The 12528-nt window shown below is 73.4% G+C and carries 9 protein-coding genes; 6 read left to right on the top strand and 3 right to left on the bottom strand.

Annotated elements, in window-relative coordinates; translation table 11 throughout:
- The first annotated feature begins 107 nt into the window (after positions 1 to 107).
- From OG715_RS12230 to OG715_RS12220, 3 genes are all read left to right on the top strand, one after another.
- On the top strand, positions 108 to 869 hold the full coding sequence (locus OG715_RS12230; RefSeq protein WP_407660966.1) for an HNH endonuclease family protein: 762 nt from the start codon (positions 108 to 110) through the stop codon (positions 867 to 869).
- Positions 870 to 939: 70 nt separating this feature from the next.
- Entirely contained in the window at positions 940 to 2583 is a 1644-nt protein-coding gene (locus OG715_RS12225; RefSeq protein ID WP_266268694.1) for an alpha/beta hydrolase, read from the top strand.
- A 72-nt stretch (positions 2584 to 2655) separates the two neighbouring features.
- Entirely contained in the window at positions 2656 to 4230 is a 1575-nt protein-coding gene (locus tag OG715_RS12220) for an alpha/beta hydrolase (RefSeq protein WP_266268693.1), read from the top strand.
- Positions 4231 to 4298: 68 nt separating this feature from the next.
- On the opposite strand, the gene OG715_RS12215 is transcribed toward OG715_RS12220, so the two are convergent.
- Positions 4299 to 6812 carry an ArnT family glycosyltransferase gene (locus OG715_RS12215; protein WP_266268692.1) on the bottom strand — a complete coding sequence of 838 codons (2514 nt, stop codon included), beginning with the start codon at positions 6810 to 6812 and terminating at the stop codon, positions 4299 to 4301.
- A 136-nt stretch (positions 6813 to 6948) separates the two neighbouring features.
- Positions 6949 to 8073: an alpha/beta hydrolase gene (locus OG715_RS12210; RefSeq protein ID WP_266268691.1), complete on the bottom strand. Its 1125-nt coding sequence runs from the start codon at positions 8071 to 8073 to the stop codon at positions 6949 to 6951.
- A 150-nt stretch (positions 8074 to 8223) separates the two neighbouring features.
- Here OG715_RS12210 and OG715_RS12205 point away from each other — a divergent pair, with 150 nt between their 5' ends.
- The 3 genes from OG715_RS12205 to OG715_RS12195 all read left to right on the top strand — a co-directional run bounded on the left by OG715_RS12205 (position 8224) and on the right by OG715_RS12195 (position 11672).
- The gene (locus tag OG715_RS12205) at positions 8224 to 9228 is read left to right on the top strand and encodes a hypothetical protein (protein WP_266268690.1); all 1005 of its coding nucleotides are present in this window, start codon (positions 8224 to 8226) and stop codon (positions 9226 to 9228) included.
- Positions 9229 to 9418: 190 nt separating this feature from the next.
- The gene (locus tag OG715_RS12200) at positions 9419 to 10690 is read left to right on the top strand and encodes a serine hydrolase domain-containing protein (RefSeq protein WP_266268689.1); all 1272 of its coding nucleotides are present in this window, start codon (positions 9419 to 9421) and stop codon (positions 10688 to 10690) included.
- A 172-nt stretch (positions 10691 to 10862) separates the two neighbouring features.
- Positions 10863 to 11672 carry a hypothetical protein gene (locus tag OG715_RS12195; protein WP_266268688.1) on the top strand — a complete coding sequence of 270 codons (810 nt, stop codon included), beginning with the start codon at positions 10863 to 10865 and terminating at the stop codon, positions 11670 to 11672.
- A 51-nt stretch (positions 11673 to 11723) separates the two neighbouring features.
- Here OG715_RS12195 and OG715_RS12190 read toward each other — a convergent pair whose 3' ends face one another.
- Complete coding sequence (locus OG715_RS12190) at positions 11724 to 12290, bottom strand: Uma2 family endonuclease (protein WP_266268687.1); 567 nt, start codon at positions 12288 to 12290, stop codon at positions 11724 to 11726.
- Between the last annotated feature and the right edge of the window lie 238 nt (positions 12291 to 12528).

Genomic DNA, 12528 nt, shown 5'->3' with positions numbered 1-12528 from the left:
GAGCTTCGCCATGATCGAAATGCTCCGGGTTGTGGTGGCTTGACCGGGTGCGGGCGGGCTGGTCTGCTGGTGCGCCGTCAGCCGCCCACCCATCCGGGGAGTCCACCGTGCCCGCCCGTCGTCCCGTCCTGTCGGCCGCCGCCGTCTTCCTGATATCCACCCTGGCGCTGAGCGGTTGCTCCGGCGCCACGACGCGCAGCGAGGACGCCGCGCCCGCCGGGGCCGGCGCCGTCGGCCCCGGCACCAGTCCGCTGGACAACCCGGACGGCACCAAGCCCGGTCTGGCGCCGCTGACTTCGCCCGAGGAGCAGAAGGCGGGCCGGGAGCTGATCGCCAAGGTCGCCACCGCAGCGACCGGCCCCAAGGACGGCTACGACCGCAACGAGTTCGGCCCCGCCTGGACCGACAGCGTGGACGGCGTGCCCGGCGGCCGCAACAACTGCGACACCCGCAACGACCTGCTGGCCCGCGACGGTTCGGCGGTCGAGCACAAGGACGGCTCGAAGTGCGTGGTCACCGCGATGACCATCCTCGACCCGTACACCGGGAAGACCGTGCGCTGGAGCAAGCAGCAGGCGTCGAAGATCCAGATCGACCATGTGATGCCGCTGTCCTACGACTGGCAGATGGGCGCGAGCGGGTGGGACAAGGCCAAGCGCGTCCGGATCGCCAACGACCCGCTGAACCTCGTCCCCGCCGACGGCTCGCAGAACGCCTCCAAGGGCGACTCCGGCCCGTCCGCCTGGCTGCCCGCCGACCCGCGGATACGGTGCGCTTACTCGGTCCGCTTCGCCCAGGTGTCGCTGAAGTACCAACTGCCGGTCACGGAGGCCGACAAACGGGCGATGCTGCAGCAGTGCGGCGGCTGACACTCCGTCGAGGGGGTGGGGCGCCGTCGGCGGTGTGATCGTCGGGTGACATTCGTGTGCGGTGCATTCGATGATCACCCGACTCTCGCGACGCGCCCTGCCCGCCGTCGCCGCGGCCGCCCTGCTGGCCGCCTGCACCAGCAGCGGCGGCTCCACCGACGCCGCCTCCACCGCCCCGACGGCCGCCCCGGGCACCGCTTCGGCCGCGGCCTCCTCGGACCCGGCCGCTCCGACCGCCACCCCTGCTCCGACTCCGACTCCGACCGTGAAGCCGACCGGCCAGGCGGACCCGGCGCTCCAGGCCTTCTACGGCCAGAAGCTCGCCTGGGCGGCCTGCAAGGACGACCCGGCGACCACGAAGACCGACGAGTCGGCCGTCCAGTGCGCGACCCTCAAGGTCCCGCTGGACTACGCCGACCCGGCCTCCGGGGAGACCCTGGACGTCGCGGTCGCCCGGATCCAGGCCGCCAGGCCCGAGCAGCGGACCGGCTCGCTGCTGATCAACCCCGGCGGCCCCGGCGGGACGGGCGTCGGCATGGTCCAGCGCGGCCAGAAGGACTACGACGGCCCGCTGCACGACCACTTCGACGTCGTCGGCTTCGACCCGCGCGGGGTCGGCGGCACCAGTCCGGTCAAGTGCCTGGACGACAAGGCCCGTGACGCCTGGACCACCACCGACACCCCCGGCGCGGACCACGGCAAGCTCCTCGCCGACGCCTGCCAGGCCAAGTACGCCAAGCTGCTGCCCTTCGTCGGCACCCGGAACACCGCCCGCGACATGGACGTGCTGCGGGGCGCGCTCGGCGACCTCAAGCTCAATTACCTGGGCCTGTCCTACGGGACCTACCTCGGCAGTGTCTACGCCGAGGAGTTCCCGGACCGCACCGGCCGCCTCGTCCTGGACGGGGCCAGCGACAGGTCGACCAGCCTGGTCCAGCACAACATCGAGCAGTACGCCGGTTTCGAGCGGTCGTTCAAGCTGTTCGCCGGCGAGTGCGTCACCAAGTCGCCCTGCCCGCTCGGCAAGGACCCGGAGGCGGCGCCCAAGAAGCTCGCCGACTTCCTCGACGGCCTCAAGGACAAGCCGCTCACCACCACCGACGGCCGCAAGGTGACCGCCACCGCCGCCTGGAACGGCGTGATCGACAGCCTCAACGACGCCCAGGGCTACGCCGACCTGCGGACCGTCCTCACGATGGCCATGAACCAGGGCAAGGGCGACTATCTGATGGCCCTCGCCGACGGCGCGACCGGCCGTGACGCGAAGGGCGGGTACAAGGTCTCCGCCGACGCCTACACCGCCGTGCACTGCGCGGACACCGTGATGGCCCCGACCGAGGCCGAGCTCCAGGCGCAGCTCACCGAACTCGCCGCCAAGGCGCCGCTGGTGACCGCCCACAACCCGGCGGCGGCGCTGTTCGACCCGGACTGCCGGAGCTGGCCCTTCCGTTCGGCCGAGAAGGCACACCCGATCAAGGCCGAGGGCAGTGCGCCGATCGTGGTCGTCGGCTCCACCGGTGACGCGGCCACCCCGTACGCCTGGTCCGAGAAGCTGGCCGGCTCGCTCGCCCAGGGCGTGCTGCTCACCCGCGAGGGCGAGGGCCACACCGCGTACGGCCGCAGCGCGTGCATCCGGGACGCCGTGCACTCCTACCTCGTCGACGGCACCGTGCCGGCCGCCGGGACGCGCTGCGCGACCGACCCGGCACGGTGAGCTGACGGTTCCTGGGGGCGGGGCACCGTCGGACGGGGGATCCGCGGGTGATATTCGTGTGCGGTGGACTCGATGACGACCCGGCTCTCGCGACGTGCCCTGCCCGCCGTCGCCGCGGCGGTGCTGCTGACGGCCTGTACCGGCGGGGGCGGCTCCACCGGTGCGGATGCTTCCGGTGCGGCGGGCTTCGCGGCGGCCGAGGCCGCGCAGTCGGCCCCGGATCCGGCGCTCCGGTCGTTCTACGGCCAGAAGCTCGCCTGGGCGCCCTGCAAGGACGCCCCGAGGACCGAGGGAGTCGCCCCGGCGTCGGTGCGGTGCGCGACCCTCAAGGTCCCGCTGGACTACACGGATCCGTCCGGGGCCACCCTCGACGTGGGGGTGGCCCGGGTCGGTGCCGCCAGGCCCGCGCAGCGGGCCGGTTCGCTCGTGATCAACCCGGGCGGGCCGGGCAACAGCGGTGTCGACGCCGTCCTCGGCGGCCAGCGCGACTACGACGGTCCGCTGCGCGACCACTACGACATCGTCGGCTTCGACCCCCGGGCCACCGGCCGCACCGCCCCCCTCAACTGCCTGGACGACAAGGCCCGGGACAGCTGGCTCACCACCGACACCCCCGGGCCGGAGCACGGCAAGCTGCTCGCGGACGCCTGCCGGGCCAAGTACGGCCCGCTGCTGGAGCACGTCGGCACCCGCGACACCGCGCGCGACATGGACGTGCTGCGCGCGGCGCTCGGCGACCGCAGACTCACCTACCTCGGCCTGTCCTACGGCACCTACCTCGGCAGCGTCTACGCCGAGGAGTTCCCCGACCGGGTCGGCCGGCTCGTCCTGGACGGCGCGATCGACCCGGCCAAACCGATCGCCGAGACCAACATCGAGCAGTACGCGGGCTTCGACCGCTCGCTGCGGGCCTTCGCCGCCCACTGCGCCCGGCAGCCGCAGTGCCCGTTCGGCAAGGACCAGGACAAGGCGGCCGGCCGGGCCGCCGACTTCCTCGACGGGCTGAAGCGGAAGCCGCTCACCACCACCGACGGCCGGGTCCTCACCTCCGCCGCCGCCTGGGCGGGCGTGATGGACGCCCTCTACGGCGACGAGGGCGGCTGGGACGGTCTGGCCGCCGCCATCGGTCGGGCCATGGACCGGGGCGACGGCGACTACCTGCTCGCCTACGCCGACTCCTACAACAGGCGTGCCGAGGACGGCCGTTACGGCGCCGCCGCCGACGCCTACACGGCGATCTACTGCGCCGACGGGGCGACCGACGTCCCGACCGGGGACGCGCTGCGGGACGCCTACACCCGGATGGCCGCCAGGGCCCCGCTGATCAGCCGGCACGAGCCGGCGGCGACGCTGTTCGACCCGGACTGCCGCAGCTGGCCGTTCCGTTCGCCGGAGAAGGCGCACCCGATCGCCTCGAAGGCCACGACGCCGATCGTGGTGGTCGGCTCCACCGGCGACGCGGCGACCTCGTACGCCAACGCCCAGCAGCTGGTGGCCCAGTTGGGCAACGCGGTGCTGCTCACCCGCGAGGGCGAGGGGCACACCGGCTACGGGCACAGCGCCTGTGTCCGGGACGCGGTGGGCGCCTTCCTGGTCGACGGCACCGTGCCGGCCGCCGGGACGCGCTGCGCGAGCGACCGGGGGTAGGGGCGAACGGCGGCGGGGCGCCTCACGGATGTTCACCGTGGGGCGCCCCGCCGCCGTTCGCTGCCGGGTCAGGCGGTCGGCTGCTGGGTCAGGTCGTAGAAGGTCGACCCGCCGACCGTGCGGGCGGTGTAGTGGCTCGCCACCCATTCCTCGATCTGGGCGGTCTGGGACTGCGAGGACTCACCGCCGGGACCGTTCGCGCCGTTCGCGCCGTTCACCGCGTTCGCCCCGGCCGTCTCCCCGCCGCCGAAGCCGCGCGAGCCGCCGCCGACGAACCAGTGCACCTTGCCCTCCTGCACGTACTGCCGGAAGGCGTCCAGGCTGAGCGACGGGTCGCTGCTGTTGAAGCCGCCGAGGGCCATCACCGGGACGCCGGAGGCGAGTTGGTAGCTGGCGGCGTTCTGCGAACCGGAGGTCGCGGCGGCCCAGCGGTACCGGTCGGCGTCCTGCGCCAGCAGGGCGGCCGCCTCGTCGCTCACCTTGGCGCCGTTCAGCAGCCCGTTCATCCCGCCGGGGCCGCCGGGGCCGCCGAAGACGGTGTAGGGGCCCGGGCCCTGGGCGCCGCCGTTGCCGCTCCCGTTCGGGACCCGGCCGGTGCCCCGGCCGCCGTCCTGCTGCGGGGAGCCGGGGACGCCCTGGCCGCCGTCCTGAGCACCACCCGGGCCGCCGTCCTGCTGGGGCGTCACCATCCGGCCGTTGAGCCACAGCGCGGGCCCGCCGCCGCCCGCACCGCGCCCCCGCATGCCGCCGGGGCCGAAGCCGCCCGCCACCGAGGGTCCGGCCAGCACGATCGAGCCCTTGTGCGGGGTGCCGACCGTCTCCAGCGCGTACGCCGCCGGACCGCCCAGCGCCGCCGCCGCGCCCACCAGGCCCGCCACGGCGGTCACCCGTCCGGCGATCCGCCGAGCCCCGGCACGCCCGCCGGCGGGAGCGCCGGCGGCAGCCTCGGCCTCGACACCGGCCACCGGGGCGCCGGCCGCGAGCCGGGCCGCCAGCGGTCCGGCCACCAGCAGTGCCACCGCCGCCAGCAGCCCGCCGGCCAGCACCGCCGGACGCAGCCACGGCTGGAAGTCGGAGCTCCGCCCGAGCAGCACGTACGCCCACACCGCCGTCACGGCGAGCGTCCCCGCCAGCACCGCCGCGTACGGCAGCCGGTGCCGGGCCCGCCACAGCCCGTCCACGCCCATGCCGACCAGTGCGGCGACCGCCGGGGCCAGCGCCACCGTGTAGTACTGGTGGAAGATCCCGGACATGAAGCTGAAGGTCAGCGCGGTGCAGAGGAGCCAGCCGCCCCAGACCAGGAAGGCCGCGCGCGCGGTGTCCGTCCGGGCGTACCGCCGGGTCGCCCACAGGCCGAGCAGCAGCAGGATCAGCGCGGCGGGCAGCAGCCAGGCGATCTGACCGCCGATGTCGCCGTCGAACAGCCGGGTGAGGCCGGTCTCGCCCCAGCCGCCACCGCCGCGGCCGCCGCCCGGCCCTCCGGCGGGAGCGAAGACGGGACCGTTGCCGGCGACCGCCTCGGCACCGGCCGGGAGCCGGTTCCGGCCGCCGCCGCCGACGCTGCCGGTCTCGTTGCCGTTGAGCCGCCCCAGGCCGTTGTAGCCGAAGGTGAGGGAGAGGAAGCTGTTGTCCTGCGAGCCGCCGATGTACGGGCGCGCCGACGCCGGCACCAGTTCGACGACCGCGACCCACCAGCCGCCCGCGACCACCATCGCCATTCCGCCGGCCAGCAGCTGCCGCACCCGCCGCCACAGCCCGGTCGGCGCCACCACCAGGTAGACCAGCACGAAGGCGGGCAGCACCAGGAACGCCTGGAGGGTCTTGGTGAGGAAGGCCAGACCGAGCATCACCCCGGTGAACACCAGCCACCGGGTGCCCGCCGCCTCGATCGCCCGCACCAGCCCGTAGGCGGCCAGGGTGAGCAGCAGGACCAGCAGCGCGTCCGGGTTGTTGAAGCGGAACATCAGCGCCGCGACCGGGGTCAGCGCGAAGGCGAGGCCGGCCAGCAGTCCGGCGAGCGGCGAGAAGCGTCGTCGCACCGTCGCGTACAGGGCGGCGACCGTGCCGACGGCCATCAGCGCCTGCGGGGCCAGGACCGACCAGGAGGAGAGCCCGAAGACCCGGGCCGAGAGCGCCATCGGCCACAGGGCCAGCGGGGGCTTGTCGACGGTGATGAAGTTCCCGGCGTCCGAGGAGCCGTAGAAGAAGGCCTTCCAGCTCCGGCTGCCGGCCTGGGCGGCGGCGGAGTAGAAGGAGTTGGCCCAGCCGGAGGCGGACAGGCCCCAGAGGTAGAGGACGGCGGTGGCGGCCAGCAGGGCGAGCAGCGAGGGCCGGACCCAGCGCGGGTCCTCCGGGCGTCCCCGCCAGGACCGGGCCGGCAGGGTGCGCAGCCGTCCGGTCCAGGAGGCCGGGCCCTTGGGGCCGGTGGGCGGCAGGGGGAACTCCGGGAACAGCGGCGGGTGGGCGGTCCGCCCGGGTGCCGCCCCCTCCGGCGCGGGGCCGGGCGGCAGCAGCGGGGGCGGGAAGTCCCCGGCCTCCGGCCAGGGCTCGCCGGCCGGCGGGGTGAGGCTGGTCGTGGTCATGGGCGCTACGTTCGGGCGCCCGGCTGAGAGAACGGTGAGACGCGGGTATGAGCCGTCTGTGATCCTCGTGGTCCCTGGTCGGCGGGCCGGTGCCGTTGCGCCGACCGGGGCGCCGCTGCGCCGCCCGTGGTTACCCCTACGCCGACTGGGGCATCGTCAGGTGCTTGCCGAGCCACTCCAGCGCGGGCGGGATCTCCCTGGTCCAGGTGTGGAAGTTGTGGCCGCCGGTGTCGAGGGTGATGGTGGACAGCTTGGTCGGCGCCTTGAACGCGCCCACCATGGCCTGGGTGCCCTCGTAGTTGTTCTCGTCGTAGCTGGTGGCGAGCAGCAGCGCGACCGGCTCGGCGGGCTTGTTCCGCAGCAGCCAGACCAGGTCGTTCTCCTGCTTCAGCCGGTCGTTGCCCGCGAACAGGTCGCCGGTGGTCTCGTCGATCGGCGCGGTGTAGTAGCCGGAGAGCGAGATCGCGGACCGGTACGCGTCCGGCTTGCGCAGCGCGAACTTGAGGGCGCAGTAGCCGCCGGTGGAGTTGCCGATCACGGCGCGGTTGGCCGGGTCGGTGCCGATCCGGTAGCCGGCGGACAGCGCCTTGGGCAGGTCGCTGGTGAAGAAGGTCTCGACCTGCGGCCCGCCGGGGACGTCCATGCACTCGGTGTCGCGGTTGCCGACGAGCGTCGGGCGCATCAGCACCAGGACGGTCGGCGGCAGCTTCTTCTCCTCGATGGCGGTGAGGGCGGAGGCCGGGTACTGCATCAGCGTGATGAGCTTCTCGGCCGAGCCCGGGTAGCCGGCCAGGACCAGGGCCATCGGGAACTTGCTCTGCGCGTACTCGGGCTGGAAGTACTGCGGCGGGAGGTAGACGAAGGCATCGCTGCTCAGACCGCTCTGCGGGCCGCGGACCGAGACCTCCTGGATCACCCCGGAGCGGTCGCGGGCCGAGCCCTGCGCCGAGTACATGTTCTTCTCCCCGGTGACGGAGAGGGTGGCGGCGGCGTTCGGCTGGTGGTCGACCACGGTGCCGGGCTTGCCGTTGGTGCCGAGCAGGTCGCTCCAGGAGCTGTAGAAGCCGAAGTAGCCGTTGGCGATCAGCCCCATCGCGACGAGCACCGCGAGCTGGGTGGCGAGGAAGGCGCTGATCCGCCCCGTCCAGGCCTTCCACCCGTGTCCGCCGAACTTCGGCCAGAGCCACATCGTGGCGGCGAAGACGCCGACCGCGAGCACGGCGGCGACGATCTGGAGCGGGAGTCCTGTGAGGCTGAGCACCCGTCGATCGTAGTTGACCCGTGCGGCCCCACCGCGCGCCCCTTTATGCGCCCCATATACGCTTCGACGCGCTGTAAGTGCGCCCTGTTGACCGCCTCTTGTCGGGTCGGGATCATGTCGGCGGGGACGAGCAGACTGCACGGAGCGTGCATGAGAGAGCACCGAGAGAACATCCGGGGGAACGCCATGAGGTCCTTCATCAAGGTCGGCGCGGCGGTCGGCACCGCCATGCTGCTGGCTGCCTGCTCCGGGGGCAGCGACGGCGGATCGGGCAGCGGCAGCAGTTCGGCGGCGTCCAGCCCGTCGGACGGCTTCAGCGCGCTTCCCGCGCCGACCTACACACCGACACCCACGCCCACGCCGACGCCCACGCCGTACGGGCCGGTCCTGGCCGGCTACGTCGACCCGGTCAGCACCGCGCTCGGCAAGATCAACCCCGCCTCCGACCTGACCGCCTTCATGGCCGGCCTCCAGGAGGCGGCCGGCGCCGCCAACTCCGCGAGCAGCGGTCTCGGGCTGAGTTCCACCCCGGTCGCCGTCGGTACCACCAAGCGCCAACTGGTGACGGCGCTCTCGCAGCTCGCCACCGACCTGACCAAGATCCGGACGGACATCAAGGCGAAGACCTACTGCACCACCGGCTCCGCCTTCGCCCAGGTCGGCCTCTCGGAGGGCCTCAAGGCCATCCCCGGCGCCCTCGCCGAGATGACCGCCGCCGGCTACACCACCAACTTCGCCGTCCCGCAGACCCCGCAGCAGCAGACCCGGAGCCTGGACAACGGCGCCTACGTCACCAAGGGCAAGCTGCGCGGCGAGGGCGAGCTGAACATCGACAACGCGGAGGGCAGCACCGACTCCGTCGTCACGCTCTCCAAGACCGGCAAGGCCGTCCACTCGCTGTACGTCGGCAAGGGGAAGAAGGCCTCGATCAAGGGCATCGAGGACGGCACGTACGACGTGTTCTTCTCCGACGGCATCGACTGGGACCCGTCGCTGAAGATGTTCACCCAGGACTGCAGCTACACCAAGTTCGACGAGACGCTGGCCTTCGAGACCGGCAAGACCTACTCGATCTGGTCGATCACGCTGACCGCCAAGGTCGGCGGCAACGCGAAGACCAGTGACGTGGACGAGCAGAACTTCCCGCAGCCGTAGCGTCCGCGTCCGCCCGGGACCCGCACGCCGGGTCCCGGGCGGGCGGGTACCAGGCGGACGGGTCCCGGCGCCGAGTACCGGGCGGGCGGGTCCCGGGCGGGCGGGTTCCGGGCGGCCCCACGGGTGACGTTCACGCGGGTCGAGAGCCGCAGGGCCGGGCGCGCGGGAGCGCCCTGCCGATACTGCGGGCATGAGACCCTCCCGCAGGAGCGCCCTGCTGCGCCTCGCCACCGTCACCGCCGTCTCCGCGCTCGTCGCCCTGGGCGTCCCGGCCACCAGCGCCGGCGGCGCGACCGGGGCCGGGGCCGGTGCCACCGCGACCACCGGGGGCGGCGCGGGCTCCGAGCACGGTCGGCCCTGCGTCGGCACCCCGACGCCCACCGGCGGCCCGGCGCTCGACGTGCTGGAGGTCGCCGAGCGGGCCAAGGACGAACTGGGCCTCAAGTCGGTGATCGTGAAGGTCACCGCCGACGGCCGCGAACTCCTCACCACCGCGCTCGGCGAGTCGATGACCGGCGTCCCGGCCCGGCCCGACATGCACTTCCGCAACGGCAACATCGCGATCAGCTACCTGGGCACGGCCCTGCTGCGCCTGGTCGACGAGGGCGTCGTCGGCCTCGACGAGCCCGTCGCGCGCTGGCTGCCCGACCTCCCGCGCGGCGACCGGACCACCCTGCGGATGCTCGGCGCCTCGACCAGCGGCCTGGTCGACTACGTCACCACCCCCGGCTTCGGCGAGACCGTCTACGCGGACCCGTTCCGGCAGTGGACGCCCGAGGAACTCGTCGACATCTCGGCCCGTCAGGACCCCTGGTACCGACCGGGCGAGAGCTGGAGCTACTCGCACGCCAACTTCGTGCTGCTCGGGGCCGCGCTGGAGCGGATCACCGGGACCCGGCTGGACCACCTGCTCCAGCAGAAGGTGCTGGGCCCGCTCGGCCTGCACGGGACGGCGAACAGCTTCACGCCCGACATCCCGACACCGGTCCTGCACGCCTTCACCGCCGACCGGGGACGGTACGAGGAGTCCACCTTCTGGAACCCCTCCTGGACCACCGCTCCCGGTGCGGTGCAGACCACCGACATCTGCGACCTGGCGAGCTCGGCCGTCGGCGTCGGCTCGGGCGAACTGCTCTCCCCGGCCGCCTACCGCGAACTGCTGAACCCGGGGACGGTGGGCCTCGGCGGGGCGACCGGGAAGTGCCCGGACACGGTCTGCATCCCGCAGACCGAGGCCACCCACTACGGGATGGGCGTGCTGGTGCTGGACGACTGGATCTCCCAGCACCCGCTGTTCTTCGGCTACTCGGCCTCGCAGGACTACCTTCCGTGCGAGCACCTGGCGATCGCGGTCTCCACCACCGACGGCCCGGACGCGGCCGGCGGGCACAGCGCCCACACCATCGCCCAGCGCATCGCCGCGGTGCTGGCCCCGGAGCACCCGATCCCCGACTTCGGCTGAGCCGCGGCCCGCTCCCTCCCGGCTCCCCGGTGCCCGTCAGGCCCGCCCTCCGCTGCCCGCCCGCCGGGCCCCCGCTGCCCGAACGTATCGGGGCCGCGGGGTCGGTGCGGGCGAGGCACCGGCCGCCGTCCACTCCCGGTCAATTGTCAGTGGCCCATGCCACACTCCCGTCATGGCACCAGAACCGCTCGCCGCCCTCACCTTCGCCGCCTGGCGCAGGCTCGACCTCGCCGCCGCCACCCGGATCGCCGCCCAGGCCGCCGGCGGCGCGGGCGGGCGGCTGGAGCGGGTCGAGACGGTCGAGCACCTGGGGGCGCCACTGCACCGGGTGCTGGTCGAGCGCGGCGGGCGGATGTTCGCGCTGATACCGGGCGGCCGGGTCACCGTCGGCTTCGACGTGGCGTCCTGGCGGCCGTCCGCCGAACTCCTCGCCGGCTACCGGGAGGAGAGCGTCGAGCAGGGCTTCGGCGACGAGGACGCGCACGCCCACCTCGCCCGGGTGCTCAGCCCGCTCCGGACGGTCACCGTGCCGACCCTGCTCATGGCCGTCGAGGACGAGCCGATCGAGGAGGCACCCGCCGACATGCCGGCCCTCCTCGCCCGCGAGGGCCTCCGGCTGCCGACGCCCGACGAGTGGGAGCACGCCTGCGGCGCCGGCGCCCGCACCCTGTTCCGCTGGGGCGACGAGTGCCCGCTCGACCGCATCCCGTACGGCGACGACACCGGCCCGCACGCCGGCCCGAACGCCTTCGGCCTGCTCATCGCGCACGACACCTACCGCTCCGAGATCACCGCCGAGCCCGGCCTGATCCACGGCGGCGACGGCGGCGAGTCCGTCTGCGGCGGCTACGGCACCTTCCTGTCCTGGCTCCCGCTCGCCACGGCCAACCGCCACCCCGACCTCGCGGCCTACGTCTACGGCGAGGAGGGCGAGGACCTCGTCGACTGCCTCTCCACCCGCCCGGTCCTCGACCTGCGCTGACCCCCCGCCCCGGCAGGTGGTGATCCGGTCGTGCGGGGGGCCTCGGTGCCGTCAGAACTCGGTCGTGTCCAGTGCGACGTCCAGCGGCTCCGGAAGCCGTACCTCCGCTCCGAACGGGTGCGGTCCCTCGACGAGCGTGTAGCCGAGCTGTCCCGGCTGGGAGAACAGCGTGCACGTCCGTTCCTGGCGGTCCACCAGGAGGTAGACCGGAGCCCCGTACTGCGAGTAGCGGCGCCGCTTGGCCGTCCTGTCCGTCTCCGCGTTGGACGGGGATGTCACCTCGACCACCAGGAGGGTCTGGTCCGGCACCAGGGCCCCTTCGGTCTTGGCCAGCCCGGCGGGCACCACGGCGAGGTCCGGGACGTAGAAGTTCTCCGTGCCGGGGAGGTCCAGGTTTCCCGACCCGGCCCGGAGCCCCAGCTCCCGCAGGCGGGGGCCGATCTGCTCCCGGATGAGGTCGACGGCGCTCTCGTGGGCCCAGGACGGCGACACCGGTGTGATGACTCCTTCGACGATCTCGACCCGCTCACCCGCGATGTGTCGGATGGCGTACTTCAGGGCGTGCTCGGGGTTGGGCACCTGGCTGTAGTCGCCGGGCCTCGCCTGCGCGGCACTCACGTTGTGCTCCACTCCTCCGCCTTGCCGGCACGGCTGTTCAACGGGCCGTTCGACAGGCTGTCCGGCGGGCTACCCGTCGGCGGCCCGCGATCGTGGCCAGCCTAGGGCGAGAATCCGCCTCCGGTCGGATCATCACGCCGACCGGCGAACATTCACCCGATGGTGGCAGGTGGCCGGTTGATGGTGGCTCGGGTGGATTCGCGGGTGTGACTTCTGCCCGATCGGTTGACCGATTGAG

Source organism: Kitasatospora purpeofusca (assembly GCF_036010405.1).
Lineage (GTDB): Bacteria > Actinomycetota > Actinomycetes > Streptomycetales > Streptomycetaceae > Kitasatospora > Kitasatospora purpeofusca.
Note: the sequence above shows the minus strand (reverse complement) of the source record. Positions and strands in the feature narration are given on the sequence as shown.

Excerpts from the sequence above, each read along its gene's own strand:
- OG715_RS12225 (WP_266268694.1), top strand. The coding sequence starts at position 940 with ATGATCACCCGACTCTCGCGACGCGCCCTGCCCGCCGTCGCCGCGGCC.
- OG715_RS12220 (WP_266268693.1), top strand. The coding sequence starts at position 2,656 with ATGACGACCCGGCTCTCGCGACGTGCCCTGCCCGCCGTCGCCGCGGCG.
- OG715_RS12215 (WP_266268692.1), bottom strand. The coding sequence starts at position 6,812 with ATGACCACGACCAGCCTCACCCCGCCGGCCGGCGAGCCCTGGCCGGAG.
- OG715_RS12205 (WP_266268690.1), top strand. The coding sequence starts at position 8,224 with ATGAGAGAGCACCGAGAGAACATCCGGGGGAACGCCATGAGGTCCTTC.
- OG715_RS12200 (WP_266268689.1), top strand. The coding sequence starts at position 9,419 with ATGAGACCCTCCCGCAGGAGCGCCCTGCTGCGCCTCGCCACCGTCACC.
- OG715_RS12195 (WP_266268688.1), top strand. The coding sequence starts at position 10,863 with ATGGCACCAGAACCGCTCGCCGCCCTCACCTTCGCCGCCTGGCGCAGG.